Annotated in this window: 26 protein-coding genes and 3 pseudogenes; 13 read left to right on the top strand and 16 right to left on the bottom strand. The window is 48.3% G+C overall.

What is annotated here, in order from left to right; translation table 11 throughout:
• Positions 1 to 109: 109 nt before the first annotated feature.
• The gene (locus tag ACIPUG_RS05935; protein ID WP_400337825.1) at positions 110 to 1126 is read right to left on the bottom strand and encodes an iron ABC transporter substrate-binding protein; all 1017 of its coding nucleotides are present in this window, start codon (positions 1124 to 1126) and stop codon (positions 110 to 112) included.
• A 501-nt stretch (positions 1127 to 1627) separates the two neighbouring features.
• On the opposite strand from ACIPUG_RS05935, the gene ACIPUG_RS05930 reads away from it, so the two are divergent.
• Positions 1628 to 1951 carry a PTS lactose/cellobiose transporter subunit IIA gene (locus tag ACIPUG_RS05930; RefSeq protein ID WP_010280285.1) on the top strand — a complete coding sequence of 108 codons (324 nt, stop codon included), beginning with the start codon at positions 1628 to 1630 and terminating at the stop codon, positions 1949 to 1951.
• A gap of 101 nt (positions 1952 to 2052) precedes the next feature.
• On the opposite strand, the gene ACIPUG_RS05925 is transcribed toward ACIPUG_RS05930, so the two are convergent.
• Positions 2053 to 2493, bottom strand: a complete 441-nt coding sequence (locus ACIPUG_RS05925; RefSeq protein ID WP_320742746.1) for a cupin domain-containing protein — start codon at positions 2491 to 2493, stop codon at positions 2053 to 2055.
• A 322-nt stretch (positions 2494 to 2815) separates the two neighbouring features.
• On the opposite strand from ACIPUG_RS05925, the gene ACIPUG_RS05920 reads away from it, so the two are divergent.
• The 8 genes from ACIPUG_RS05920 to ACIPUG_RS05885 all read left to right on the top strand — a co-directional run bounded on the left by ACIPUG_RS05920 (position 2816) and on the right by ACIPUG_RS05885 (position 11617).
• Positions 2816 to 3709: a LysR family transcriptional regulator gene (locus ACIPUG_RS05920; RefSeq protein WP_039273617.1), complete on the top strand. Its 894-nt coding sequence runs from the start codon at positions 2816 to 2818 to the stop codon at positions 3707 to 3709.
• Positions 3710 to 3799: 90 nt separating this feature from the next.
• Positions 3800 to 4186, top strand: coding sequence for a hypothetical protein (locus ACIPUG_RS05915; protein WP_205605722.1), 387 nt, complete (start codon positions 3800 to 3802; stop codon positions 4184 to 4186).
• Positions 4187 to 5012: 826 nt separating this feature from the next.
• Entirely contained in the window at positions 5013 to 6149 is a 1137-nt protein-coding gene (locus tag ACIPUG_RS05910; RefSeq protein WP_400337821.1) for a D-alanyl-lipoteichoic acid biosynthesis protein DltD, read from the top strand.
• A gap of 129 nt (positions 6150 to 6278) precedes the next feature.
• Positions 6279 to 7397, top strand: a complete 1119-nt coding sequence (locus tag ACIPUG_RS05905; protein WP_039520449.1) for a cytochrome c552 — start codon at positions 6279 to 6281, stop codon at positions 7395 to 7397.
• Complete coding sequence (locus ACIPUG_RS05900; protein ID WP_039284692.1) at positions 7394 to 8827, top strand: AMP-binding protein; 1434 nt, start codon at positions 7394 to 7396, stop codon at positions 8825 to 8827. Before ACIPUG_RS05905 ends, ACIPUG_RS05900 begins: the two co-directional genes overlap by 4 nt.
• Before the next feature lie 17 nt (positions 8828 to 8844).
• Positions 8845 to 9066: an acyl carrier protein gene (locus ACIPUG_RS05895; protein WP_010300175.1), complete on the top strand. Its 222-nt coding sequence runs from the start codon at positions 8845 to 8847 to the stop codon at positions 9064 to 9066.
• A 242-nt stretch (positions 9067 to 9308) separates the two neighbouring features.
• Complete coding sequence (locus tag ACIPUG_RS05890; RefSeq protein WP_080163492.1) at positions 9309 to 10187, top strand: TauD/TfdA family dioxygenase; 879 nt, start codon at positions 9309 to 9311, stop codon at positions 10185 to 10187.
• A complete protein-coding gene (locus tag ACIPUG_RS05885; protein WP_400337817.1) occupies positions 10184 to 11617 on the top strand; it encodes an FAD-binding protein in 1434 nt (477 codons plus the stop codon). The genes ACIPUG_RS05890 and ACIPUG_RS05885 overlap by 4 nt, the downstream gene beginning before the upstream one ends.
• A 77-nt stretch (positions 11618 to 11694) precedes the next feature.
• On the opposite strand, the gene ACIPUG_RS05880 is transcribed toward ACIPUG_RS05885, so the two are convergent.
• From ACIPUG_RS05880 to ACIPUG_RS05815, 14 genes and pseudogenes are all read right to left on the bottom strand, one after another.
• Entirely contained in the window at positions 11695 to 12000 is a 306-nt protein-coding gene (locus ACIPUG_RS05880) for a hypothetical protein (protein WP_205543545.1), read from the bottom strand.
• Positions 12001 to 12021: 21 nt separating this feature from the next.
• Positions 12022 to 12276 (bottom strand): annotated as a pseudogene (locus ACIPUG_RS05875) (DUF4942 domain-containing protein); the annotation flags it as partial.
• A gap of 4 nt (positions 12277 to 12280) precedes the next feature.
• Positions 12281 to 12547, bottom strand: a pseudogene (locus ACIPUG_RS05870) (Arm DNA-binding domain-containing protein); the annotation flags it as partial.
• Between the two features lie 567 nt (positions 12548 to 13114).
• On the bottom strand, positions 13115 to 13948 hold the full coding sequence (locus ACIPUG_RS05865; RefSeq protein ID WP_400337814.1) for a DUF4942 domain-containing protein: 834 nt from the start codon (positions 13946 to 13948) through the stop codon (positions 13115 to 13117).
• A gap of 117 nt (positions 13949 to 14065) precedes the next feature.
• The gene (locus tag ACIPUG_RS05860) at positions 14066 to 14386 is read right to left on the bottom strand and encodes a TA system toxin CbtA family protein (RefSeq protein WP_039503067.1); all 321 of its coding nucleotides are present in this window, start codon (positions 14384 to 14386) and stop codon (positions 14066 to 14068) included.
• Between the two features lie 69 nt (positions 14387 to 14455).
• A complete protein-coding gene (locus tag ACIPUG_RS05855; protein ID WP_400337812.1) occupies positions 14456 to 14791 on the bottom strand; it encodes a type IV toxin-antitoxin system YeeU family antitoxin in 336 nt (111 codons plus the stop codon).
• A 39-nt stretch (positions 14792 to 14830) separates the two neighbouring features.
• Entirely contained in the window at positions 14831 to 15304 is a 474-nt protein-coding gene (gene radC / locus ACIPUG_RS05850; protein WP_400337809.1) for a DNA repair protein RadC, read from the bottom strand.
• A gap of 84 nt (positions 15305 to 15388) precedes the next feature.
• Positions 15389 to 15622 (bottom strand): hypothetical protein, encoded by a 234-nt coding sequence (locus ACIPUG_RS05845; protein WP_400337806.1) that lies wholly within the window; start codon positions 15620 to 15622, stop codon positions 15389 to 15391.
• A gap of 17 nt (positions 15623 to 15639) precedes the next feature.
• Positions 15640 to 16113, bottom strand: a complete 474-nt coding sequence (locus tag ACIPUG_RS05840; RefSeq protein WP_400337803.1) for a hypothetical protein — start codon at positions 16111 to 16113, stop codon at positions 15640 to 15642.
• Positions 16114 to 16148: 35 nt separating this feature from the next.
• Entirely contained in the window at positions 16149 to 16718 is a 570-nt protein-coding gene (locus tag ACIPUG_RS05835; protein WP_039308205.1) for a hypothetical protein, read from the bottom strand.
• A 181-nt stretch (positions 16719 to 16899) separates the two neighbouring features.
• On the bottom strand, positions 16900 to 17598 hold the full coding sequence (locus tag ACIPUG_RS05830; RefSeq protein ID WP_205562690.1) for a DeoR family transcriptional regulator: 699 nt from the start codon (positions 17596 to 17598) through the stop codon (positions 16900 to 16902).
• 224 nt (positions 17599 to 17822) lie between these two features.
• Positions 17823 to 18644: a DUF932 domain-containing protein gene (locus ACIPUG_RS05825; protein ID WP_400337799.1), complete on the bottom strand. Its 822-nt coding sequence runs from the start codon at positions 18642 to 18644 to the stop codon at positions 17823 to 17825.
• Positions 18645 to 18727: 83 nt separating this feature from the next.
• A complete protein-coding gene (locus ACIPUG_RS05820) occupies positions 18728 to 19603 on the bottom strand; it encodes a GTPase family protein (protein ID WP_400337797.1) in 876 nt (291 codons plus the stop codon).
• A gap of 102 nt (positions 19604 to 19705) precedes the next feature.
• Positions 19706 to 20599 (bottom strand): hypothetical protein, encoded by an 894-nt coding sequence (locus tag ACIPUG_RS05815; protein ID WP_400337794.1) that lies wholly within the window; start codon positions 20597 to 20599, stop codon positions 19706 to 19708.
• A 150-nt stretch (positions 20600 to 20749) separates the two neighbouring features.
• Between ACIPUG_RS05815 and ACIPUG_RS05810 the strand changes: the two are divergent.
• The 4 genes and pseudogenes from ACIPUG_RS05810 to ACIPUG_RS05795 form a co-directional block, all read left to right on the top strand.
• Positions 20750 to 20974, top strand: a pseudogene (locus tag ACIPUG_RS05810) (IS3 family transposase); the annotation flags it as partial.
• A 539-nt stretch (positions 20975 to 21513) separates the two neighbouring features.
• The gene (locus ACIPUG_RS05805; protein ID WP_400337792.1) at positions 21514 to 22095 is read left to right on the top strand and encodes an inovirus-type Gp2 protein; all 582 of its coding nucleotides are present in this window, start codon (positions 21514 to 21516) and stop codon (positions 22093 to 22095) included.
• Positions 22096 to 22198: 103 nt separating this feature from the next.
• Positions 22199 to 22405 (top strand): AlpA family transcriptional regulator, encoded by a 207-nt coding sequence (locus ACIPUG_RS05800; RefSeq protein WP_015841065.1) that lies wholly within the window; start codon positions 22199 to 22201, stop codon positions 22403 to 22405.
• Positions 22406 to 22553: 148 nt separating this feature from the next.
• Positions 22554 to 25967, top strand: a complete 3414-nt coding sequence (locus tag ACIPUG_RS05795; protein WP_400337789.1) for a DEAD/DEAH box helicase family protein — start codon at positions 22554 to 22556, stop codon at positions 25965 to 25967.
• The last annotated feature ends 44 nt before the right edge of the window (positions 25968 to 26011 follow it).

The following is a 26011-nucleotide window of genomic DNA, read 5'->3' as shown; positions in this document are numbered from 1 at the left end:
GGATTCATCAGGGCGCGAACGCCCTGATGAAAGGGGGTTATGACATCGATGTGCTATAACCCATACGCAATAATCTGTGCGTTAAAAACTATGCATTAAAACCTGTGCGTTACAGCAAGCCAGCTTGCGTCATCAGATCCACGACTTTTTTGCTGTTGAGCTTGGCGGCATCGACTTTCGGCGCATCCAGATCTTTCAGCGGAACCAGTTTGTCATTTGAGGCCGCGTTGACGCCAACGGCGTACTCAAAGGCATCGTTGGTGCGCAAGACCTCCTGACCGGATTTGCCGGTAATCCACTTAATGAAGGCCTGTGCGTCTTTCGCATGTTTGCTGGATGCCAGTACGCCGCCGCCGGAAATGCTGACGAACGCGCCCGGATCTTTATGCTTGAAGTAGTACAGCTTCGTGTTGTTACTGTTTTCGCCGGTTTTAGCCTGATCGACAAAACGGTAATAGTGATAGATCACACCGCTATCAATCTGGCCAGCGTTCACGGCTTTCATCACCGTGCTGTTACCTTTGTAGGCGGTGAAGTTTTCTTTCATGCCTTTCAGCCACGCCTGTGTGGCTTGCTCACCCTTCAGCTCCAGATAGGCGCTGACGATGGCCTGAAAATCTGCACCGGATGGAGACGCGGCCCAGCGGCCTTTCCATTCAGGCTTCGCCAGATCGGCTAAGGATTTCGGCAGTTGAGCGTCGGTAAATTTGGCCGGATTGTAAACAAAGACGGTGGAGCGTGCGGCAATCCCGATCCAGCGACCGTGGGATGGACGATAGTTAGACGGCACCTGAGCAAGGGTCGCGTTATCCAGCGGAGCAAAGAGATTGGCGTTATCGACCAGCACCATTGACGGTGAATTCTCAGTCAGGAACACATCGGCAGGGGAGGATTTCCCTTCCTGCACCAGTTGGTTGCCCAATTCGGTGTCGCTGCCATTGCGCAACGTCACCTTGATGCCAGTTTCTTTGGTAAAACCGTCAACCCAGGATTTCACGAGGTTTTCATGTTGGGCATTGTAAATCACAATCCCTTCATCGTTTTCTGCTGCGGTTGCCGATGCGCTGAGAGCCAAACCGGAAGCGAATAAAACGGCAGAACTCAGCAATCCAAAACTAAGCTTCATAGTATTTACCCTTATTAATACCTGTCGTGTTTGCGTATGGCTGGCTGACATGGGAAGCCCTGCGTCACTGACGATAGCTACGCTATTTTAGCGACACAGGCCGATATGTAGCGGCAGTCGACGATGGATTCTACATATTGATAATAATAATGATAGTTATTATTATTTCCATTTCTTAAGGTTAAATTAAGGTTCCGGTGGGTGTGATCTTTCGGTCATCACTTTATTTCAGGGTGTGTCGTAGTATGAATTTGTATAAATCTATCGTCTAAAAAACAGGCTGACGTCTCTGTGAAATTTATTTCATCGGAAATGAGACATAACGTCATGATTTACAGAAACAAATCCTGATTGATCATCTATATTTACTCTGCAGGCTGTGAGTAGCGATACAACAAATGCACCGTACTTGCTTCGGTGTCACGTGCGCTTGTCTGCAATTTGGGGTTAATTGACCGACAAAAAGATGACACAGCAACTGATATTCGGGGGGATGGAAAAATGGATGTAGAAACGCGGATGATTGAGCTTATCGTTAAATCTGGCGAAACACGTTCCTGCGCAATGGAAGCACTGAGATCCGCTCGTCGAGGGGAGTGGGATCACGTCGATGAATTATTAAAAATGGCGGCGGTGGCGCTGAACCGGGCGCAGTTGATCCAGACCGGATTTATTGGCAACCAGAGTAAGGAAAAAGCCAATATCGAACTTATCGTGGTGCACGCGCAGGATCATCTGATGAATGCGATGCTGTGCCGTGAGCTGGCTGAAGAGATTATTGAACTCAGAAAAGAGGTCTCTGGCGTCAATCTCCACATGCGCTAGCCGCATCGCGGAGCAAAGGAAGAAGCCATTCAGTTTCACGCTGAGTGGCTTTGCTGTTTCTACCCGTCGCTATTTTTGCTTATAGCGACGTTCTCCTTATGCTATTTCCCGTTTCCGTACTGCTCGTCGCTGACTTTTTCCAGCCATTCAACCGGGCTGCCGTTAAGCGATTCGGCAATGGCAATGTGCGTCATCGCGGTTTGTGCCGTCGCGCCGTGCCAGTGTTTTACGCCTTCGGGTATCCAGACAATATCGCCCTGATTGATTTCCTGAATCTCGCCGCCCCATTCCTGAAGCCAGCCCCGACCCTGTGTGACGATCAGCGTCTGACCGAGTGGATGGGTATGCCATGCTGTGCGGGCACCGGGTTCAAAGGTGACGGTCGCGCCACCAACCCGAGCCGGGGCGGTGCCCTGAAAGGGCGCGTCGATACGTACGTTGCCGGAAAAATAGCTTTCCGAGCCAGGTTGGGACGGGTGTGAACCACTGCGGGTAATTTTCAATTTTTCCTCCGTTCCGGCAATCACAGCCAAGGCTAACATGGATAACATCACGACAGAGGCGGTGAGTCATCTCATGGAAAGCGTAGCTGTTATTGAAGAATTTGTAGTGATTGAAAGATTCGCTGTGATTGAACCATTCAGGGTTGCTGAAAGATGAAAGACAGCGGTTGTGCAAAACGTTACTGCGATTTACGGAGAAGCACCAGAGGACAAAACCAGCAAGCGGCTATGAATTATATTCATTAATTACGCCGCGTAATGCGGGGATGTTATGTCCCGCTGCTGATTTTCAGCGTGGCTTAATTCGTGATTGACCGTTTCACATGGACATCATCCATGACACCACTCTTCGGACACTCTGATGTTAAAAGAAAATTTTAATGACCTCATTTCGTTCCTTGTGGTGGCAAGAGAACGTAGTTTTACTAAAGCGGCGGCGAAGCTCGGGCTGTCCCAGTCGGCACTAAGCCATTCGATTCGCGGCCTTGAAGAGCGGCTTGGTGTGCGTTTGCTAACCCGAACCACGCGCAGCGTTGCACCGACGGAAGCGGGAGAGAAGCTGGCGCATAGCCTCGGCCCGCACTTCGCGGATATTGAAAGCGAGCTGGTAGCGCTGGGCGACATGCGCGAACGGCCTGCGGGGAATATTCGTATCACGGCGGGGGAGCATGCGGTTGATTCAATATTATGGCCGGTGTTAAAGCCATTTTTGGCGAATTATCCCGATATTAACGTCGACATCACGGTAGATAACGCCTTAGCCGATATTGTTCTCGGCCGCTTTGATGCGGGCATTCGTCTGGGAGAACAGGTGGAAAAAGACATGATTGCCGTGCGTGTCGCACCAGAAATGAGCATGGCGGTTGTCGGTTCCCCGAACTATTTCGCACGCAATCCTGCCCCCGCGACGCCACAGGATTTGCAGCATCACCGCTGTATTAACCTGCGTCTGCCGACGATGGGCGGCATCTATGCATGGGAATTTGAAAAAAACGGTCGGGAAATCAAGGTCCGCGTTGAGGGACAGCTGACCATGAATAGCCTGCGCCAGCGGATCGATGCGGCACTCATCGGGCTCGGTCTGGCCTATGTGCCGGAAGATTCGGTGCGAGATGACATTGCCAGCGGGCGTCTGATGCGGGTGCTGACGGAATGGTGTCCACCGTTCCCCGGCTACTACCTGTATTATCCCAGCCGCAAACAGCATACCACTGCCTTCTCACTGTTTGTGGAAGCGCTGCGCTACCCGCGTTAGGATTGGGTTATTGGGCTGTAAGTCAGGCGATTAAAAAGCGTTTGAGATAATCGGTTCCACTGACAAATTTTGAATATTCAAGGAAATGAAATGTGTTCTGATAATAATGACGCGCTTTTAGCGATTTTTTCTGGTGAGTTTAGTGTTAGTGACGATGCCTGGACGTTGGATGCCGTGCGGTGGGGCTTTGTTGAGAAGAAAAAGATTATCGCCAGCCTGAAAGGGAAAATGGGGAGCGGCCCGTTTAGTGCAGAGATCGAGCTATTATGGCGGGAAGAACTCAAAGACTATTTCGGCAGAGGCGAAATTACCTATGATAATTATCGCTCGGAATACAAAACTAATGGTTTCGCAATAAAAATAATGGCATCAGATATTTATATAGAAGATGATGTTTGCGTTATTGACGATGCTGAATGGCTGGAAAATGGCTATCCCTATTCATTTTATGGCGATCTAGAACGGGCCGCGAATTGAAGGGAATAGCGGCCATTTTTAATAATGACCGCTATTTGGCTAGCGTTACCTTGAGGGGAAGTGGATTTATTTGAAGGCGTTCGTATTTTTTGTAAAATACATCGGATCGATGCTGGCTCTGATGAACATACCACCGCATTAATGTCTTGATTGCTCGCACTGATTTTTTAGCCTCATCATTTCCGCTGGTGGCAAGGGTGCCGTCATCATAGAACGATATTTCATACACGCTGGCGTTTCATCAGTAGGGGATTTTTTCGTGCTGGATGAGCAGGCGATAACAAACAGGGTTATTGAGACGATTAATAGCCGAGGGAGAGTGGCCTGATAATTTTTCATCGATTCTCCTTTTAGTTTTTGCAATTACGTATAGCCCTGTAAAACGTGATGAGGAATACCGAGCGAATCCGTAATATTGCGAATACATTAAGTTAACATTAAGAGAATGGTTTGTCAGATGAAATAAAAAGGAAAGCCGGGATGACGCTATTCGTACTTATTCATCGCACCAAGGATTCTTGAACATCATCATCCCTAAAACCCCTAACAAACCTGAACGCACGGGGTCCGTCACCGCTCTTTACTACCGCATATTCAAACCACGTAAGTGATAATGGATGCAGGAGAGCCCTTCTCCTGCCTCGATCGCGCGGGGCTCGTCAGCCTTATTCTGTGACGGACATAAACACTGTACATACCGTTACACAGCAACGCTCATCATCGGCGATAAGCCTGGTATATAATCCAAAAATACAGGGGACGATTTACTGTGAAGATAAAAATTCACAACTTTCAAACAATAAATATCATGTAGCCTTACTTTATAATGAAAATCAAAAATACTCTCTGCCTACATATCCTGATGGCTACCCTTGCCATCCTGTTTCTTAGCGTTCCCCCGTTGGTGAAGAGCGTTGATCCTGCGCTAACGTTCCAGCCGCTGATTAAAACCATGGAAGGAACGGTAAAGGAACAAAAGGAAAAGATAGCCACTATTTCCCATGCTTTACAGGGAAATGCGATTTTCTTTCTTGGGGCTTCCGAGGTCTCTACATCTGAAGATGAACATTACGCTGTCTATAATTACTTTAATAACCAACTACACCGTCCGGTCGTGGCCTATGGCGATAGCTATGTCGATAACGTCACGCACTTTTTACTGCTCTCACGTTTTAAAAATGAACTTAACGCGAACAGTAAAGTTGTTTTGCTGCTGGCACCCGATAGCTTTTATTCAGACGGTATTCCGCCTGCCATTTTTGCCAACAATTTTCCCGCATCTATTTTTGAGCCGCTGATGCAGGATGACCAGACGCGTCCCTTTTTGGTCAATTACTTACAACATATCGATAAAGAAGAGATAAGTCATTTAACGTTCGGCCAAATGAAGGTCTATGGCTGGGATCCACAAATTATCTGGCAGGAAGTGAGTTATCAATTTGCTAATTTTTGTGAGCTGATAAAAAACTATTGGCTGTCGATATTACGTATTGTCCCTCAGTCCGCACAACCGTGGCCGCATCAGCCAACCGCCAACATGACGCCAGACTGGAGTCGCGAGTTGGGTCAGGCTCGTGTGCTAAACCAGTCCCGTCAGCAAAGTGCAGACACTCTGTGGATGGATAAGTCTGTTTTTGCAGACGATCCAACGCGGGAAGAGTGGGATGACGCGCCGATTGTTCCGGCGCAGATGGAGGCATTACGAGCGACGATCAAACTGCTGAAGGCGCGCAACGCCCAGTTTGTGGTCATTGTCGATCCGATTAATCCGTGGGCGATTAAGAATTCCGAGAAATTCCAGCCAGTGGATAGCCAGATCAGATCGATGCTGGAAGAGAATCAGGTTCGCTATTTTGATATGTATGCGCAGCCTTATCAGAACGGTTGGAATTGGGATCGCCTGCATCCAACCGATCCGGCATGGGTCGCGATGGATCAATTTATTGCAGAGAGTTTTAAATGATGAAAACTGCCATTCGCCTTTTTTTCCTTTATCTCTTTCTGGCAGTCACCATCGTCGCGTGGACGTCTGTTGATGAAAGCATGAGTTTAAAAGTGCATTTTGAATATCAAAAATTCTGAAGGATGAATGATGTATAGTTCCGGGGCATTTTTTTTCTTTCTGTTTTCATCCGCGTTACTGTTTGCGCTGGTTAATCGCGTATTCCGTTATCGGCTGACGTATTTATCTGCCTTCTCCGTATTGGCGGTATTCGGCTGGGGATATATTTTCCAGGGGGACTACGTTGTTCCCGTGGCGGTGTTCCTGAGCTTTTATCTTCTCGTCACCTTAAAAGAGAAAGGGTGGTTAAAAACCTGGCAGGCGGTCAGCCTGACGCTGTTGCCGCTGTTTTTGGTGAAATTACACCTTAATAACCACTGGGGCATGATCGGCCTGTCCTTTATGACCTTCCGCGCCATTGATGTCCTGCTTTATCGCAGTAAAAAAGATGGCCAGAATTTCCTGCACTACTTCTGCTACCTCTTTATGCCTTTTATTATTCTGGCTGGTCCGATGTATCGCTGGCGGACATGGGTTAATGACATTAATAAACCGGTCTTCACGCTGACCCGTGAACAGTTTTTAGTGGCGATGGAGCAGATTTTTACCGGCATTATTCAGAAGTTCTTATTCGCCATGCTGATCAATAATCTGGTGATTGAGTCGTGGAGCCAGCGCCCGTTTACGTTAAGCGTGGGTGTCGTGATGTCGCTCGCCTACAGCGCCTACCTTTATTTTGATTTTGCTGGCTACAGCAATATGGCTATCGGGGCGGGGCGCTTATTTGGCCTGAATATTCCGGCGAACTTCAATATGCCTATTCTGGCGAAAAACCCGCAGGACTTCTGGCGGCGTTTCCACATCAGCCTGTCTGAATGGCTGCGAGATGTGGTCTTTATGCCGATTTATATGAATCTGATGAAGCTCGATTTTTTCCGACAGAACAAAACGTTGGCACAGAATATTGGCATCTTCTGCACCCTGTTTTGTATGGGGGCATGGAACGGGCTTGAACGACACTATGTCATCAGCGGCGCACTGTTTGGCGCCATTTCCGTTGCCCACAACATGCTGCAGTGGTCAGCCAAACGCAGTCCGGCGCTGAGCAATTGTCTGCATCATCCGGTTATTGCGTTCATCGGTCGAATTCTGACGCTGGCAAGCGCCGCGGCCTCCCTCTACATCTTTAGCGGAATGTCCCCACTATGATCCTTAACTCTGAACTTCAGGAACTACAAGACTTCCTCCGTGCGGCATTACTCGACCCCGCGAACCCAGATCAGTTGGCGATTACCGGTAGCGATGATGCGATGACCTGGCAGCAGCTCTCCGTCGCCGTGACAGACTGGTCGCATCGCTATCAGCAATGTCGGCAGCCCGCGGGAGCGCCAGTGGTGTTATATGGGCATCAGCAGGCGGAGTTTGCCGTGGCGATCTATAGCTGTCTGCTGCATAACATCCCGTATATTCCGGTGGACTGCATCTATCCTCAGGAGCGGCTTAAAGAGATTTGCCACCTGGCGAGCGCCCCTTATTATTACGATGTGGCGACCAGACAGTTTATTGCGACCGGTGAGGAAGGGCAGGCGCTGGTCGAGCAAGATCTCGCCTATATCATGTTTACCTCCGGCAGTACCGGAAAGCCGAAAGGGGTGCAGATCGGGCGTGAAAGTCTGTGGCACTTTATGAAGTGGGTGCGTCAGGACTTTTCGCTGCCGGACGTGCCGGTGCTGATGAATCATGCAGTGTTCAGTTTCGATCTCTCTTTGATCCCGCTGCTGGCGAATCTGGCAACGGGAGGGCACATCGTCCTGAATGCGAAAGAGGATATCGCGGCAGAAAACTGGCTCGATCGCCTGAAAGACAACGGTGTTTCCGTCTGGGTGTCAACGCCCTCTTTTGCCTACCAGAGGCTGCTTTCCCCCCAGTTCAACAGTGAATATTTACCTGAACTTAATGTCTTCGTATTCATTGGCGAAGTGCTAAATAAGGCGCTGGTAAAACAGTTACGCCGTCGCTTCCCGCATGCCAAAATTCTCAACTCCTATGGCCCAACGGAAGCGACCATCGCGACCACTGTCATCGAAATCACCGATGAAATCCTGCACAGTGAAAACGATCTGCTGCCGGTGGGGGCGATGATGCCGGACTCCAGAATGGAAATTACGTCTGAGGGCGAGCTGATCATTTGGGGCAAAAATGTGATGCGCGGCTACCTTGGGCTGGCGAAAGAGAATGCGGAGAAATTGCTGCATCGGGAGAGCGAAGCATTCCGGGGCTACAGAACCGGCGACCTGGGATATGAAGACGGGCTGCTGTACTGTCAGGGCCGCAATGACAGCCAGATCAAACTGAATGGCTATCGTATTGAAATCAATGAGATTGAAAATCGTCTGCTGGCGATATCCGACATCAGCGAAGCGGTGGTTCTGCCGTTGATGAAATCGGGCGGTGGTGTTCTGCGCATCGCGGCGTTCTGCGTGACGAACTTAGCGCCAGAAGCGATTAAAACATCGCTCTCGAAGGTGATTCCGCCTTACATGGTGCCTTCCCAAATTATTATCAAAGATGCGTTGCCGCTTAATCCTAACGGCAAAATTGACCGTAAACTGCTGGACAGCCATGCCCGCACGATCTAATGACTCAGGAAAAAATGATGGAACAAGAAATACTCGCGCTGTTTGAAAAGATCTTATCCCGTAAAGTGGGCTTTAACGATGAGCTGATTGAGTCCGATATTCTTGACTCTATTCTGGCGGTCGACTTGGTGCTGGAAGTGCAGGACGTTTACGGCTGCGTGATCCCGCCAACCGAAGTCGCCACCGTTCTGAAAACCCCAGCGGATTTGGCTCGCTACATCGAAGAGAACCGCGGCTAAGCCTGAAACGGCGACGGTTTTTTCTCGTTATTTAAAGACCCCGGATAGGTTTATCTGGGGTTTTTTAATTGTGGGGGAGTATCAAGGTCCATTACATCATTAGATAGTAGTGAAAAGAGGAGGGCAGTGATTCTCTATTCAAACCCTCCTAATTATTAAAATTGTATCCGTGGTGTTGAATATTTGTTGCCGATATTATCTGAAAAGATCTTTCAGCAATGGATAATACACGGAGAAGTAAAATGGACTCATTCACTTTAGAAGATCGCTTTGATTATCAACCTTTAACCCATTCTCAAGGTGAAACCTGTCATTTTGGTGTGCGTATTGAGCCTAAACAGTCAGGCGTGCATATTGGTGAATTATCGCCTACCTGGCTGCGTACATTAGTAGAGAATGAACAATTAGTGGTACTGCGGGGTTTTGATAGCTTTACGAGTGCAGAAAATTTAACAACATACTGCGCAGCCATTGGTGACATTATGCAATGGCCATTTGGTGCCGTGTTGGAGCTGGTTGAACAACCCGATGCGACCGACCATATCTTTGCTAATAACTATGTTCCCTTGCACTGGGACGGCATGTACCTTAAAACCGTGCCGGAACTACAAGTCTTTCAATGCGTCTCAGCCGTTGGCGAAGGGCAGGGTGGGCGAACCACGTTTTCGAGTACCACTACGGCGTTACGTCTGGCGTCACCCGAAACCAAAGCGCTGTGGCAGCGTGCAACAGGTCAGTATCAGCGCGCCGTCGAGCTATACAGCAGCACCGCGCAGGCTCCTATTATCGAGCAACACCCTTACCGCACTCATCCCGTCATTCGTTTTTGTGAGCCACCGATTGCTGGTGATAAAGAATTCTTGAACCCATCTACTTATCACTTCTCCGGTATTGAACCTGAAGAGCAAGAGCAATTACTCAGCAGCTTGCAAAATGCCTTATATGATCCACGGGTTCAGTATGCTCATCAATGGCAAAGCGGCGACATTGTCATTGCAGATAACTACTCGTTATTACACGGTCGTGAATCTTATGCCAGCCAGAGTGGCCGTCATCTGCGCCGAGTGCATATCCATGCTAAACAGCCGCTGACTAACCCACATTTGGTGCAGCCGTCATGAAACCACAGCATGTTGATCTCATGATTATCGGTGCCGGGCCTGTCGGCCTGGCCTGTGCCTATCTTGCTCAGCTGTCAGGTTTAAGTACCGTCATTATCGATAAATCATCAGGGCCGCTAACAGTAGGCCGTGCTGATGCACTAAACGCTCGTAGTTTGCAGCTGTTTGAAATTATCGGTTTATTCGACGAGCTTTATCCCTTGGGCAAAACCTGCAATACCAGCTCAGTCTGGTCAAAAGGTAAATTTATTTCACGCCAATCTACCTGGTGGGATGCTTTAGAAGGCTGTTTCCACAAGCATTTTTTAATGATTGGTCAGGCTTATGTGGAACAAGCGCTCGATAATAAGCTCACCGAACTAAAGAGTGCCGTGCGCCGTAATACTTCTGTGGAAGATATTGTGCTGGAGGACGACGGCTGCCTTACCACGCTCACCAGCGGTGAGACCGTGCGTTCCCGGTATTTGGTTGGTGCAGATGGTTCACGATCGTTTGTGCGCCAACACTTTGCTATCCCGTTTGAGATCACTCGACCACAAATTACCTGGGCAGTGATTGATGGCGAAATAGAAACTGATTTCTCAAAAGTACCGGAAATTATTGTTTTCCAAGCAGAAACCGCGGATGTCGCCTGGATACCACGTGAAGGTAAGATTGATCGTTTCTATATCCAGATGGAGAGTGAGGACTTCACGCAACAGCAGGCGATAGATAAAATTAACCATGCTCTGCAACCACACCGTCTGCGCTTCAAATCGATTGAGTGGTATTCACAATTCTCGGTTAAAGAGTCTGTAGCAGAACACTACATCCTTGAAAATAAATTGTTTATTGCTGGTGATGCGAGCCATATTCACTCGGTGAATGGTGGGCAAGGGTTAAATACCGGGTTGGCTGATGCATTTAACCTCATCTGGAAAATCGCGATGATTACCCATCACCATGCGCCCCAAACGCTATTACAGACTTATGAAACGGAGCGAAAAGCGGTCGCGCTGGAAGTCGTAAAAACGTCAGCGGAACTCGTGCGTTCAACCAAAACCTCAGAGACAGGCACCCATGCCGATGATTACGTCAAGATTGTCGAAAAACGTGCGGGTTACATCACGGGAATGGGCGTTCGCTACGGAACCGAAGGGCGTGTTGGCGAAAGGCTGCATGATTTTATGTGGCGTGATTCTCAATCTAGTCAGTCGGGCAGAATTTACTCACATTTAAATTATCGCAATTACAGTTTGCTCATCATTGGCGCGGCGACGGTACCGGCATCACTGCCTGATATCGTCAATGTCCTGCACGTTGAAACGGGAAGTAGTCCCTATTCCGATCAATATCTGTTAGTTCGGCCAGATGGCTATATAGCCGCCACCGCTCCTCTCGACCAACCTTCCGCGATCGGTCATTACTTTAGCGACTGGCGAGTTCAATAGCGTAAACGTTGCCGGCTCAGTGATTGTTGTACTGAGCCGTCTAAAGTGAATGGTTCGGTTTATTGGGGGGCTTACACTTACATTTCGAGGATCTCTTGAACCCAATCCCCCCAACATTCACAACCAAGTCGTGACTCAACTGTATCTGGGTGAGATACAAACCACCATTCCTTTACCACTTCATATTCCGAGAGTATAAGGGTGAATGGACGCCAACAACCCATTCTTCCATCTTGATCACATGGATCACTGCCAACCAGAAAGAATTCATTCAGAAAGGGCAAAGGTGGGAAATAGCCAGAAGAACTAATGACACCAAAGATGCCATAAAGCACTTTGGTATTCTCATCTAAAATCCGTTTAGCATTATTAATATTATTCATAGAAATCCATTCATCTGATGTTTACGTTATTGTCATGTTTTTACTAAGTGTACGTACCTTGGTTTTCTTACTCGATAGTATTTTTGGATAGTGTTTAGCTATGATGTCTTTCATACGCTCAACCAACTTCATGCGTTTGAAGGTCAAATGCGCGGTTCCCTTCTGAAAGTAACGAATACTGGAGAATTCATCTTCGTAAGTTTCCTTAGCCGGATTCTCCCGGATATGTTCCATCAATCGCGTAGAGATATTGCCACGGTTGTCAGAGGTGGGTTTATCGTTCACTAGGATCGCCACCAGAAGCGACAATTTTTCGAGCCTCTTCCCGTTTTAGTCTCGCCTCTGCCAGCGAAATATCAGGATAAACACCGATAGATAATTTTTTCTCTTTCCCTGCAACGCGGTACTTCAAACGCCAATATTTGGCTCCATTCGGCTTTATCAGAAGATAAAGGTCTGCACTCTCAGTGAGTTTGTATTCTTTATCTTGTAGCTTGGCGGGCTTCCCAACATCGACTTGATTTCCGGTATGCTGGGTTGACCTCAGCGACAGAAAATCCTAGTGGTATCAATGAATATAACGGGGTTTTGTAGACTTGAGTGGACGTTTCGAGACCCTACAGGATTCGAATTGGCTATTCATTGTATTGAATTTAAATGAATAAATCGTGTTCGATAAATTTTATACCAACATTTATACCAACATGTCGTTTTGTGTCGACGTTAAGGTGTTGCAGGGTAGGGAGACGATAGACATGAGTGTCAGTTGTCATCTCTGGTTTGTGCGTCTGGTTGTTCTCGCTCCGGAATGAAATCGTGCGTTATATCTTCACCGTCAAACCAGCTATCCCAGGTCTTCTGATGCTGGGGATTGATCTCTGATGAATCAGTTTGTGGTCCGAAGGAGCTTAAATGTTCGGTAATCCAATTCACGGCTATCTTCCATTCGTTAGTGGAAACGTCAGTTTTGATTTTCCATGTGTTTGGGCAATGGTGGTGCGTCGGCGATATTATGGACCTGATAAAACCCACCTTGTGCAGAAAATAACGTATTCATTAAATTGTTTTCCTGAAAGTAAATAAAGGGGAGGGGATGAAATCTCTTCGGGCGTGATTACCTGGCCGCCAACATCCCCGGATAATGTTTGGCAATAATGTCATTCATCTGATCGATCAAGTCAGGGCGTTTAAAGGTGAGATGCCCGGTGCCTTTCTGAAAGTAACGAACGCTGAAGAACTCATCCTCGTATTCCTGCTGATGCGGATTATCGCGGATATGATCCATTAGCCGGATGGTGACATCGCCCCGATTGTCGGGGATCGGTTTACCATCCAGCAGATAGAACATACGCTCTAGATCGGCCAGTTGATCGCGTCGCCAGCCCCAGTTCAGACCAAAGCCCCAACGGTTGTATGTCACCAGATTGCTAATAATAATTTTCTTGCCAAAGTAACAAGGATGATTGGTTTTGTAATCCCAGGACAATCCTTTGAATACATTAATTACGCCACGTTCGAATACCTCCCGCTTGCTCTGGTGAAGTTGCTCAAAGGTGCTGAGGATATTGGCTTCGCTGATGACCGGTAGCTCCCCTTCATCGAGATTTTTATGCCACTGGCTGCGAGCTTCAGCATCCATCAGCGACAACATGCCGGATTTCAACATCAGGTCGCGCCAGATATTGCGATCCAACGTGCGGGTGATGGCTGGCATCGCCTTGTTGGGTGCTTCTGTTAGCCAGCAATCATAGCGATGCCCCTGCTTTAACGCCCAGTCTTCAGCGGTGCCGCCACCAATAGTCGCTGTGAGTGTTGAGATCGCCCCTAGCTGGTTGAGGAGTTGTTCTATCTGTTGCAGCGCAGCATCACGTCCGGCAACGATACGTTCGATATTGGTCGAGCAAATCAGCTCGGTGTGTTCGGTCAAAACCTCGGGTTCAGTTTGCATAGTTTGTGGTCCATACATAAAAGCAAATGCGCCAGCCGGTAAGGGCTGGCGCATTATGCATCGGGGAGAGAGATAAATAGGTTTGGTGTGGTGTTACTGGAAAACAGCTCGGGATCTTTATGCCTTAAGTAAGCCTGTTACACGTCTGGCGCGAAGAATATCGACAGTCGTGAGAAACGGTGATTGCTCCTGCCAGTTAAAACCGTTGCGATCAATGCGCACCAGTTCGTATTTTTCCACCAGAAAATTGATGGCATTTACCAACGTGATGCCAGCATCGATATGCTCCTGAATCACGTTCTCCTCGCAGAACGGTGTGTCATTCAGCGTGAGGCCGTAGTGCTTTTCCAACAGATAGGTCAGAAGTTGCTGCCAGACGGCTATGGGTGGCGGGCAGGATTGATCCTCCCGTAACGGGATTGCAGGTGTTGTTTGCATGGCTATACTCTCTTCAGATTAGAACAATGAAATCAGGGGAATGTACAAGGTGACTAGAGAAACTGTGGATTAGTGTGTTGCAGCAGAAGTGGGATAAATAACAATATACATATAACCAAAACTGCCCAGCGTATCGGCTTCACAGGTCCATTCGTTACAATACAGCGTGACGCAACCCCGCTGACGGGGATTCAACTCACCTGAGCGCAGTTTTTGTTCCAACTGCTTAATCAGCTCAGGAAAGATCTGTTCCAGATGACGGGCTTCCGTTTCGCTGAACGTACCGACAACGCTGGCCCGGTCTGCCAGATAATGAAGATAGTGACCTTCCTGAACCAGCCTGGCTCCGAATTGCGGCGTAACGGCACGTTTTAGTCCCCATTCCGGGATATCCGATGATGGCATGATAGCTTCCTTATAAAAACACGGTGGTAAATGTGGTCATCACAGCCAACCACGTTCAGCAAACGACACCACCTCACTGCCGCCAATAACCAGATGATCAAGTACTCTGATATCAAGCGGTGAGAGGGAATTTTTCAGTGTGTCGGTGATATGGCGATCAGCCTGACTGGGCTCTGCCCAGCCGGAGGGGTGATTGTGAGCCAATATCACGGCAGCGGCATTATGGCGCAGTGAAGCTTTGAGGATTTCACGCGGATGCACTTCGGTACTGTTGATGCCGCCCAGCGCGATAACTTCCTTCTCTATCAGGCGGTGTTGGTTATCCAGATACAACACCATAAACACCTCACGCTCCAGACTGCTGAGTTCCAGCAGTAACCAGCTTTTGGTGTCCTCCGAGGTTTTGAACTGGCGTGCGTTTTTACGCCCCCGTTTTTCCAACAGGCACAACGCCATCTGGATGATGCGCTGCTCTCTGGAGGCAACACTGCTTGCCAATGAATTACATGACATGGTGATTCCTTAATAAATAAAATGCCCCCGCTGCATAAGCAACAGGGGCAGGGATGGATTTACTTTGTGTGGTTAACGCTATCACTAGCGTCGGGAAAACCAGCGCAGTACTTTGGCGAATACGGTTACACCGACAAACAGCCCTATCGGGATACCCAGAAACGGTGTCAGTGCCACGCTGGTAACGCCTGCGGTTCCGCTGCCAGTTAGCAACCCTGCAACGGTGGCGATAACCAGTCCAATAAGGCTGTCCGAGATACCGGTTTTACTTAAGACAATGACAACCACGACAATAACGATGATGGCAATAATGGGCATAGCGTTACCTCTCCCGATTATTCCCGGTGTGTCGTGGCACACGACGCGATATCAGCCAGCACCTTCTGCACGTTCTTTTGCCTGGGCTCCCAGGCACCCACATGCCGGTCATTGAGATAAACGTCAAACTGCGTTGCGCGGCCAATTGCTTCAATAAACGCGAACCAAGCATTATCCGCATTGCGCCACCCCAGTGAGGACGGAATACCGTACTGCTGGTCATCGATAACGACGACGATATACACCTCGGTGGAAAAATGGGAATCAACACCTTGACCATTCACGGGCGACACCGCCACGCTGTGTTGCAGCGTGTTGTCCTCGTCAGGGTTGCCGGTGCAGTTAACGGTAAAGACACTTCCTGCGGTATTGGCTATCCGATATTCGGTGACACCCTGACCAGAGTCGGCACTCCACAGGTTCGGTACAGCCTGTGCGGATAGCGGCAACAACAGTGCGCCTGCAAGCAGAAGTGAAGAAATGTTTTTCATACGGGCTCCTTGGTGTGAATAGACACGTCTCAGGGTCAGTAGCCGTAACGGCGGTAGTGCTCTTTGTTCACGCCGTCGACCAGCCATTTACCCAGTTTCTGCTCCTGTTCGCGTTTCTGTGCCTGAATTTCTGCCATCTTTTTCTGGTCGATACACTTCTCTGGAATGCTCAGCAATAACGTCGGCTGCTCGGGTTTGCCGTCAGCAAAATTGGCATTGAAGTAGGTCTTTTTGTCGGTAATTTCATAGGTACAGTTACTGGTTTTGTTACCACGATAAGTGACCTCCAGGTCACCGGGTGATTGTGACCGCGTATTTACTTTCACCAAGGAAAGGGTTTTGGCCTTTTTATTCGCCAGAAACAGTGGACCGGTGCCATCTCTGACAAAAAACTGCTCAGTCCAGGGATAGTTAAAAATCGCTCTGCCTTTGTATATTCGGCGGCCCAACTCGTCGTCACTTATCCCATCAGTGTTGGTCCAGCCAAGCGCTTTTAAGGAGAACCAGTTAACCTGAGTGGGGAACTCGGTTGCTGAGTGCGCGGAGAAAGTGGTCAACAGCCCGATTATCAGCCATCCCCGTTTGCCCGGAAGGTATGTAAACATCATCGTATCCTTTATGTTGAAGTCATCATGAATATCGTCAAGACAGGACTGTGCCTGTCCGTGACGCCAGGAGTGGTCCTTCACTGAACTGTCCGGTAACGGCCTCTGTGTGCAACTACCGGTACTGTCCTTCTTTATCTGTCTTTCTGGTTTTCTCTGGTGTTGGCATCGCGTCCCTGACTTATGTGGTCGGAGACGTGCCGAAAGTGGTCAGTACGTCATGAATAAAGCGAAAATGCGGCAATGCCGTGATGAAGCCGGATTGCGTGGTCAGGTGGCAGATATCATCGCGGCGCTGGAATGACTCGGTGGACACCGTCACGCCGTGAATCTCATGCAGCGGCAGGACCAGAAGATGCCCCAGCGATTCGGCCACCAGATACCATTCGCCGTACAGGCAGATAAGCCGGTAAGGCGATAACCCGTCATAGCGCTGACCGTCGGCCAGAACGGTGACACGTAGCTGCTCACCAATTGCCCGAGTCAGACGGTAAAAATGCCCCGGTAGCGTCGGTGTACCGCGCAAGGGCGGATGCCAGACCAGACAAGGGGCGTCCTCACCGCTGTCCAACAGGGTATTAACCAGTCGGTTATCCAGGCCGGGAAACACACTGCCCATCCCGGTTTGCCGGACAAACATCAGCACATCCTGCTCATGCCGCGCCGGATTGTGGTGCTCCGGCAAACGGCAAAGACCGTTACGGTATTCCAGGTCGAGATACATCAGCCGTTCACGAAAGTCCCGCCGCAAGGTACGGGTCGAGACGCCGAACTCTGCCGCCAGTTTTCTGACGCTCAGCGTTTCGCCCGCCAGTAATCGGCTGATTATCAATGACAGCCTGACGGCCAGCCGGTCATATCGGCGGTCAGCCTGTGTCATGGTGCAGCCTCCTGAAGCAGTTAACGGAATGAAAGTCCTGTGATTACTTTAAAGAGGGGCGTGGTCAGGGTATGGACACTGTGAAAAATATTTTTATTTTCAGTAAGAAAGCCGGTGGGATGCGGCCTGAGGGGCGATTGAGGTAAACCGGTTATGAGGGCAAACGCTAACGGTTGGACATACCCTGTCCAGGTGGTTACAGAGTGATAACACATGGTCATCACTCACTGGCATGTCGCCAGCATGGTTTCTGCCATCACCCACAGCGCCCGGTTGAGTTTGATATCGCCATCAATCCCTTTGACGGCTCGCGTACGGGACTGCCTTCCCTGCACGGAGCGACCGGTCAGCCCGCCTTTTATCAGGTTCTCCTGTACCCGTTGATAGGTGGTCCACAGGTCGTTGGATTCATCCTGCCAGCGGCGTGGAGCCAGTATCTGCGCTGCTGTGACTGGCTGGTGGTCTTCACCAAAGCGGTAGGTTAGTGCCGCTTGAGCCAGCGCCACCTGAGCCGGTGGCGGCAACAGTAGTGACTGCATCGCATCCCGCTTCTCATCAATACGCTCAAAGGTGTCCAGCACTTCATAAGCTCCTTCAATCACCCGCCCAACCACATCGCCTTTGTGTGGCACCCGAACCTCACCCAACGATTCGCCACAAATCAGGCCGTTCTGACACACACTGCGAAACAGCCCCGGCAACATCTGGTAGGAGCTGGAGCCGTCATGACTGTTCAGCAGAATAATTTCCGGCACCTGTTGGCCGATGATTTGTCCTTCCCGGCGCAGGCGTAACATATGCTTGGTGTGCTCGCGTTTGCCGATATCCCTGACGCGGGTCTGGCAGGCAAAGAAGGGCTGGAACCCTTCACGCTGGAGGCTATCCAGCAGGGTGATGGTCGGGATACAGGTGTAACGTTCACTGCGCGACGCATGCTTGTCCTCACTAAACACGCTGGGGACCACGCGGAACAATTCATCGTGTGTTAACGGTCGGTCACGACGGATAACATTGGCAGCACCAAAGCGGGAAGCTAAACGAACCATAGGAATGTCCTCAGAAAAAGAATAAACAAAAACCCTGCCGCAAAAGCGACAGGGCCAGATGGGAATGAAAAGGTAGGTGTTGCCTAGAACAGCAGTGACCACAATGAACGGGCGAGTGACACCACGGTTTGTTTGAGGCCGCCGATAAGTATTTTTAGCGGTGCGGGGACGACAGGCAGCGCAATCATGCTATCAAGTACGTCGCCAACCGACTGGGCAAAATCATCCTGAGCCCTGTTCTCAATAGCCACTGAACGCCAGTCGGGCTGTAAGCGTACTGACAGCGGACTACTGGCCTTAGGCGGTAAACACTGAAACAGCGTCTCCACCATTGCTGCCATGCCCCAGCCGGTTTTTACCGACACGGCGCAGACCGGATGGGTCGGAAAGAAGGTGGAACGCACTGTGACACGACGGGCATAAATATTGCTTGACTGATTGAGTGAGGGTTGCTGCGACTCCCAGTCCCACTCGTGGCAAGGCTCCAGCTTATCAACCTGGTTCAGGACAAACAGTATCTTGTCACGATAGCGCTCACCGATAACGGTGCGATAGACATGCTGGTCAATAGAGAGCGCCCGGTCATCAGCCTTAAGCAACCAGAGGACAATATCAACGCGCGGCAACCAATGCTGGTAGAGTGCCACATAGTCACGATCCCTATCCTCACTCTCACCGACACCGGGTAAATCGACAAACAGAATGCTGCGTTGTCCTGATGACAGCCGGAACGTAAGAGCTTGCCGGGTGCAGGCGCTGTTATCACTGACCGGGGACACTTCCCCTTGAAACAGTGCATTACATAGGCTGGATTTACCTACACCGGTTTTCCCCATAATGCCGATGACGGGTTCGTATTGGATCAGTTGTTCAATGTGGTCAATGACGCGCTGGTGCAGGCTACCCGGCAATACTGATAGCGACGCCTGTATCTCTCGCAGGTTCTCGTAATTGTGCATAAAGATTTCTCAGACAGACAGAATGGCGTGGCGGCTATTGAAAGCCACCACTGATTGGGGTGTGCATGGGGATAATATCTATCTGAAATTATTTTTAATGTATTACATTAAACGTCTTAAATAAGCATCATTGATAATCACTTCCAATTCTTCATTCATGTTTCTATTACTATTCTTTGCAAGTTTTTTTAGCTGATCTTTAGCATCTCCACTAATATAGGTATTGAGCACCTTTTTATCCTTTACACTTTTTTTAAATTTTCTCTGGCTCCACGACTTTCTTGTTTTTATCAAAAACAACTCTACTTCAGACATTGTTTTATTTGACGCCCATGAGTAAAAAACAGAGTAGATAATAAATTGATTTTCACTCTTTTTATGATAGTCAATGTTATCCTCAATAACCCCCATTTTGTCAAACCTTGAAAGCAACCAGTTGTAAGAGTCCATTTCTTTTATGTTTTGTTTATTTGCTGAAAACCAAAATGGGCTTGGAAAGCTTTTAGTCAAAGCAGTCCATTGGCTTTTTAAAGTATAAATAATTTCTTCTATTTTTTGCCTGCCAATCTTTACACTCAGATTGTCAACCATGAAGACTAATGATTTAAAAGACATGGCACCATTAGCAACATAAAGGATATCAATGGGCGAATTAAAAAAAAGAAGAGATGGGTTTGTTTTTGAGTAATATTCATTGTTAAGTGAGTTCATTACATTTGTTAGAAATGCAATAGCCAACGGTGAATCTACCCATTTTAAGCTATCCTCAGGTATGAGTGAGCTTTTTGTTTTTTCTTCTGTCTGATTGAATATCATTTCAGGCGAGAAAGAACCAAATTCTCGCCGAGGGACTATATTATCTAAAAAATCATATTTAAAAGATGAATACTCTGCTTTATCTATAAGATATCTGATTAATTCACTATCAAATAAACCCCTGTTGCAGAGCAATATTTGCATATTAATTCGATTTTCATAAAAACTAACGCAGCTCATTTTAATTCCTACTTGAAATAATATAAAAAAGTATTTTAGCATTATTTTTACGTGGTTATCAATGTAGTATTTTACGTAGTGTTTTACCAAATTTAAGACATGGGTAATGCCTGTGGTATATGATTTAACCTGACTTCAAAGTGGTTTTTTTCTCGATATGCAAACCATCATGACAATGCAGCAGCTAAGCTGTTTTCTAAAACTGAAAAGTAAACGGTCAAAGAAAAAATCTATGGAACGTGGAAAGAAACCCGGTGTGATATTTTTGATTACGTCGAAATTTTTTATAACGGTAAGCGTCGGCATGGCTCAAGTGATCATATGTCACCGACGGAATATGAACATCAATATGTTCAACGGTTCGGAAGTGTCTAGGTTCCCCGTGGAGATTCAGAGAGTAATGTGAATTCATTCTCCTTTGAATATGGTATTTCACTACGTATAAGCGCATCGACATAATACGATTGACTGGGGGTCATTAGCTAAATACGAACAAAATGCTATCAATTGTTCTAAAACTCTTGGAGTACAAGCCGTACATTCAGTATTTGGTGGTGCTACTTGTTCTAATAACAATATTTTTTAATGTGAAAAAATTGAGTCTAGAGTGCTACCGTTTGAGGGGGGGATTAGAAATAACATTTGGGTTTTTAGTTTAATTAACCCTCATTACTTATTCATACGTCTCGTCAGTGTGATCATCCATATCTCGTATAGTATAATTGGTAAATATATCTGATACGTGTATCCACTATCACTGTCAAACACTCTGATATAGGATGAAAATTAGTTATTTTAATTTATTACTGCCATAACGGAATACCATAGAGAGCATGGTTGCTATCAACACAATCTCCTACATAAAAATACATATCAGTGTATTTCTCTGTATACCCACAACAGAGAACTCAATAATGGATTTCCCATACCCTTACAACCGTAACTACACGATGAACTGGTTCCTACTTTCGTTACTTAATGACCACCTTAATCAACTGTTAGCACGTTACTCTCGCCTACAACCCATCAGGATCGATCTATTTTATCGGAAAGGTTCATTGCGTTATCTCCATCATGGGATGAAGCTAGCTGAATGTGAGGTTCGCCAGTTGACTGAAATGATGATGCGTCAAGGCAAACTCGTTGGATATTTCTGGGTACTGGAGTTTACCAGTCGTCATGGGTGTCATGCTCACATCGTGATGTATCTCAATAGACACAATAACCAGGCTACATACCCGGTAGCAGAACAGATTGGAGCACTGTGGCAGGAAATAACGGAAGGCCAAGGTTACCACAACCGGTGTGATCGTAAAGCCAGCTACGAAGCTGATATAACCCAGCCAGTTAATTACGATGATAACCTTGCTATCAATGGCCTACGCTACATTATCAGCTATCTGGCGAAAGAAGAGCAAAAGCACGGTGATTATTACTACGGATCCAATGAAATCCCTGCACCCAGCAAGTTAGGACGACCACGAGGTAGCCACTAAAGGCAAAACACTTTTTACATTCTCCCCGGTTGTTATGCCGGAGCAGGCAGTGATAACCAGTATCTCGACTCCGGTACTCTTTAAACTACCTGAGAATTTCGCTATGACTGTTCAACCTTCCCTACTCGAAGACCAGTTTGTCGATATGGCATTCATCACCAAACTGACTGGGCTCACTGACAAATGGTTTTATAAGCTGATCAAAGATGGCCTGTTTCCCAAACCCATCAAGCTAGGGCGTAGCTCCCGTTGGCTGCAAAGTGAAGTGGCGACCTGGTTACAGCAGCGTATCGAAGAATCCCGTAAATAGTATCATTTTCTTTCCTATACAATTTATCACGGTCACTTTGCTGACCAATACATAGCTGATATATGGCATAAGGCTCACTTCATTAGCCAAATTAGTGTGATATTCTTTCCATAAATCCTGTTTTATCCACGACATAAGGCGATGATTGATGGAGCAGTCTCTCAATTTCGAAATGTTGCGTAGCCAGTGGCCAGAACTGGCGGAACTTGCATGTATGGCAGAACGCTATGTTCACGCCGATCCGGAAAGTAGTCTAGTGAAGCTGCGCAACTACACCGAGTTGATGGTGCGCTGGTTGTATCGTCAGGAACGGTTACCGGAAGGGATTAAAGCCAGCCTGTATGACTTGATGGGGGCAGATGTCTTTACCAGCATGATGCCGGAAGCCATCATCATGAAAATGGATGCGTTGCGTATTCACGGCAACCGCGCAGCGCACGGCGGACGTATCAAAGCCAAAGATACCTACTGGCTGCTTAAGGAAGCATATTTACTAGGTGTTTGGCTATATGTTCGTTATGCCCACGGTAATGTTGATGACTGCCCCAAATTCTCTCTCCCTCCGTTAACGCAATCTTCAGGTCGTGCAGATGAAAAACGCCTGGAAGACGCAATCAGAGCGCAGGATGAAAGCCGTGAACGCGAACTGGCATTACAACGCGCACTACAGCAAGAGCAGGAAAAGGCCGAACACCTCGCTCAGCGCCTGAGTGAAGCCAGAGCGCGTAACCAGCATGTTGCTGATATCCTCTCTATTGATGAAGCGGAAACCCGTCGCCGCCTGATTGACTCCCGCCTGCTTGCTGCTGATTGGAATGTAGGCGAAGAACTTAAAAATACCGATCAGGTTACGCAGGAACACCCTGTTAAAGGACAGCCTACTATGACCGGGGATGGTTATGCGGATTATGTCTTGTGGGATGAGGCACACAAACCGCTAGCGGTGGTGGAAGCTAAAAAAACCAGCGTCAATGCTGAACAGGGGCGAATGCAGGCCCGGTTATATGCGGACTGGCTGGAGAAAGAATACGGTCAGCGACCGGTCATCTTCTACACTAACGGCTACGATATTTGGCTGTGGGACGACAACAAAACTCATGGCTATCCACCGCGTCGGGTATTTGGCTTCTACAGTAAAGAAAGCCTGCAATATCTTATTCAACAACGTGAAACCCGTTTGCCCTTAAATAGTGTGCCTCACGTTAAAGACAAAGAGGGCAAAGCGGTTGCTGGACGTTTGTATCAGCTTGAAACCATTGCCCGAGTCAGCGAACGCTTCACCGACAAATACCGGCAGTCGCTAATTGTTCAGGCGACTGGGACGGGTAAAACGCGTGTGGCGATTGCGCTCAGTAAGCTAATGATTGATGCCCGTTGGGTAAAACGAGTCCTGTTTCTTTGTGACCGCAAAGAGTTACGTAAACAGGCGGCGAATGCTTTCAATCAATTTACCAATGAGCCATTGTATGTGGTCGGGAAATCGAAGAAAGCAGACAGGCAGAATGCCAGGATCTATATCGCTACTTACCCTGGCATGATGAAAATCATGGATCATTTTGATGTCGGCTATTTCGATCTGATCATTGCTGATGAATCTCACCGTTCGATCTACAACGTTTACGGCGATCTGTTTAAGTATTTTGATGCGATCCAGATTGGCTTGACGGCAACGCCGATCGACATGGTGAGTAAAACCACTTTCGGTCTGTTCGGTTGCGAAGGGCGCATTCCTACTGCCAACTACAGCCTGGAAGATGCTATTGCAGACAACAATCTGGTGCCTTATGAGGTTGTTACGCACACTACGGAATTCCTGCGCGAAGGTATTAAACGGGAAAAGTTAAGCGATGCGCAAATCCGTGAGTTGGAAGAGCAGGGTATCGATCCCAATACACTGGAATTTGAAGGCAAAGCGCTGGATGAGGCGATCTACAACAAAGACACCAACCGCCATATCCTGCGTAATCTGATGGAAAATGGCCTGAAAGATCGGGATGGTCAACTTCCCGGAAAGACCATCATTTTTGCCCGCAACCATAGACACGCGCTTTTATTGAATAAATTGTTTGACGACATGTACCCGCAATTTGCCGGACGTTTCTGTCAGGTCATCGACAACTACGATCCTCGCGCTGAGCAATTAATTGATGATTTTAAAGGGTTGGATGAAAGCACCAACAAAGAGCTTACCATCGCGATCTCCGTTGATATGCTAGATACCGGCATTGATGTCCCGGAAATTGTGAATCTGGTCTTTGCCAAGCCAGTCAAATCGAAAGTGAAGTTCTGGCAGATGATTGGTCGAGGTACGCGCCTTTGTCCTGTGCTGTTCGGCAACGATGACGACGGCAAGCCGCTGGATAAACAGAAATTCCGCATTTTCGATCACTGGGGCAATTTTGAGTATCACGAGCTACATACCGAAGAGGCCGAAGTCACCGTGACTAAATCGCTGGCGCAAAAACGTTTCGAAGCGTGGGTGATACTGGGGGGCGCGGCACAGCGTAAATTCGACAAGCAGGCGGTGAATTTAGTCGCTCGCCAGCTCCGAGAGCAAATCAACTCTCTGGATGAAAAATCAATTGCCGTACAGGAAAAGTGGCAACAAAAAGCGCAGTACAGCGATGAAAAAGTGCTGCGCCAGCTCTCCCCGAAAACGCAGCAGGATCTGCTATCCATTCTGGCCCCGCTGATGCAGTGGCTGGACGTGCGCGGGCAAAGTGACGCCATGCGTTTCGATATGGATATTCTGGCGGCACAAACCGCCCGTTATACTAACCCGGAGGAGCTGGATGTGATCTGGCCGGTCATCGTGGAGAAAGTGGAGCGTCTGCCGCCCCATCTGGCACAGGTACAGCAGCAGGGACAGCGGATTAATCAGCTTCGCGACTTAGGCTGGTGGAAGCAGGCAAGTCTGGAAGAACTGGAGGATATCCGCATTCATCTGCGTGGCATTATGCATCTGATGGAAAAAGATCCGACTCCCCGCCCTAATCCGGTACAGGTGGATATCACTGAAGATGCAGGCCAGATTCAGACGGACACCCGCAAAACCAATATCCGCTCGATTGATTTCAAACTTTATCGCCAGCAGGTTCAGGGCGCGTTGGAGCCGTTGTTCCAGCAAAATCCAGTACTGAAGAAAATCCGCAACGGCGAGCCGGTAACGCAGAGTGAGCTGGATGAGCTGGCAAAGCTGGTGCTTATCCAGAACCCGAATGTTGATATCCGGGCGCTGAAAGAGTTCTACCCGCAGGCAACCGCCAGCCTGGATAAACTGTTACGTACCATAATCGGGATGGACAGTGGCGCGGTGGAAGTGCGTTTTGCACAGTTCGCCGCTGACAACAGCCTGACCAGCCAACAATTGCGCTTTCTGTCGCTGCTGAAAAATCATATCCGTTATTACGGCACCATTGAAATGCGGCAGCTCTTTGAACAGCCGTTTACGCATATCCACAACGAAGGCGTTACCGGAGTATTCCCGGATATAGAGCAGATCGTCCGGTTGCAAAAGATAGTCGAAGAGTTGGGTGTTGTGATCGACACCGCGACGGTATAATGCGCGCATGACAAGCCCCGGCAGCGGGGTTTTTGTATTTATAA

It is taken from the genome of Pectobacterium sp. CHL-2024 (assembly GCF_044751765.1).
Classification (GTDB): Bacteria; Pseudomonadota; Gammaproteobacteria; order Enterobacterales; family Enterobacteriaceae; genus Pectobacterium; species Pectobacterium brasiliense.
This window is presented reverse-complemented; position numbering and strand designations above follow the sequence as displayed.

Bases quoted from the DNA above. Each gene is read 5' to 3' on its own strand.
- ACIPUG_RS05835 (WP_039308205.1), bottom strand. From the start codon at position 16,718: ATGTTTACATACCTTCCGGGCAAACGGGGATGGCTGATAATCGGGCTG.
- ACIPUG_RS05935 (WP_400337825.1), bottom strand. From the start codon at position 1,126: ATGAAGCTTAGTTTTGGATTGCTGAGTTCTGCCGTTTTATTCGCTTCC.
- ACIPUG_RS05890 (WP_080163492.1), top strand. From the start codon at position 9,309: ATGGACTCATTCACTTTAGAAGATCGCTTTGATTATCAACCTTTAACC.
- ACIPUG_RS05855 (WP_400337812.1), bottom strand. From the start codon at position 14,791: ATGCCATCATCGGATATCCCGGAATGGGGACTAAAACGTGCCGTTACG.
- ACIPUG_RS05840 (WP_400337803.1), bottom strand. From the start codon at position 16,113: ATGAAAAACATTTCTTCACTTCTGCTTGCAGGCGCACTGTTGTTGCCG.
- ACIPUG_RS05820 (WP_400337797.1), bottom strand. From the start codon at position 19,603: ATGCACAATTACGAGAACCTGCGAGAGATACAGGCGTCGCTATCAGTA.
- ACIPUG_RS05920 (WP_039273617.1), top strand. From the start codon at position 2,816: ATGTTAAAAGAAAATTTTAATGACCTCATTTCGTTCCTTGTGGTGGCA.
- ACIPUG_RS05805 (WP_400337792.1), top strand. From the start codon at position 21,514: ATGGATTTCCCATACCCTTACAACCGTAACTACACGATGAACTGGTTC.
- ACIPUG_RS05860 (WP_039503067.1), bottom strand. From the start codon at position 14,386: ATGCAAACAACACCTGCAATCCCGTTACGGGAGGATCAATCCTGCCCG.
- ACIPUG_RS05865 (WP_400337814.1), bottom strand. From the start codon at position 13,948: ATGCAAACTGAACCCGAGGTTTTGACCGAACACACCGAGCTGATTTGC.
- ACIPUG_RS05815 (WP_400337794.1), bottom strand. From the start codon at position 20,599: ATGAGCTGCGTTAGTTTTTATGAAAATCGAATTAATATGCAAATATTG.
- ACIPUG_RS05910 (WP_400337821.1), top strand. From the start codon at position 5,013: ATGAAAATCAAAAATACTCTCTGCCTACATATCCTGATGGCTACCCTT.
- radC (WP_400337809.1), bottom strand. From the start codon at position 15,304: ATGTCATGTAATTCATTGGCAAGCAGTGTTGCCTCCAGAGAGCAGCGC.
- ACIPUG_RS05895 (WP_010300175.1), top strand. From the start codon at position 8,845: ATGGAACAAGAAATACTCGCGCTGTTTGAAAAGATCTTATCCCGTAAA.
- ACIPUG_RS05795 (WP_400337789.1), top strand. From the start codon at position 22,554: ATGGAGCAGTCTCTCAATTTCGAAATGTTGCGTAGCCAGTGGCCAGAA.
- ACIPUG_RS05800 (WP_015841065.1), top strand. From the start codon at position 22,199: ATGACTGTTCAACCTTCCCTACTCGAAGACCAGTTTGTCGATATGGCA.
- ACIPUG_RS05885 (WP_400337817.1), top strand. From the start codon at position 10,184: ATGAAACCACAGCATGTTGATCTCATGATTATCGGTGCCGGGCCTGTC.
- ACIPUG_RS05930 (WP_010280285.1), top strand. From the start codon at position 1,628: ATGGATGTAGAAACGCGGATGATTGAGCTTATCGTTAAATCTGGCGAA.
- ACIPUG_RS05925 (WP_320742746.1), bottom strand. From the start codon at position 2,493: ATGTTAGCCTTGGCTGTGATTGCCGGAACGGAGGAAAAATTGAAAATT.
- ACIPUG_RS05905 (WP_039520449.1), top strand. From the start codon at position 6,279: ATGTATAGTTCCGGGGCATTTTTTTTCTTTCTGTTTTCATCCGCGTTA.
- ACIPUG_RS05915 (WP_205605722.1), top strand. From the start codon at position 3,800: ATGTGTTCTGATAATAATGACGCGCTTTTAGCGATTTTTTCTGGTGAG.
- ACIPUG_RS05900 (WP_039284692.1), top strand. From the start codon at position 7,394: ATGATCCTTAACTCTGAACTTCAGGAACTACAAGACTTCCTCCGTGCG.
- ACIPUG_RS05845 (WP_400337806.1), bottom strand. From the start codon at position 15,622: ATGCCCATTATTGCCATCATCGTTATTGTCGTGGTTGTCATTGTCTTA.
- ACIPUG_RS05830 (WP_205562690.1), bottom strand. From the start codon at position 17,598: ATGACACAGGCTGACCGCCGATATGACCGGCTGGCCGTCAGGCTGTCA.
- ACIPUG_RS05880 (WP_205543545.1), bottom strand. From the start codon at position 12,000: ATGAATAATATTAATAATGCTAAACGGATTTTAGATGAGAATACCAAA.
- ACIPUG_RS05825 (WP_400337799.1), bottom strand. From the start codon at position 18,644: ATGGTTCGTTTAGCTTCCCGCTTTGGTGCTGCCAATGTTATCCGTCGT.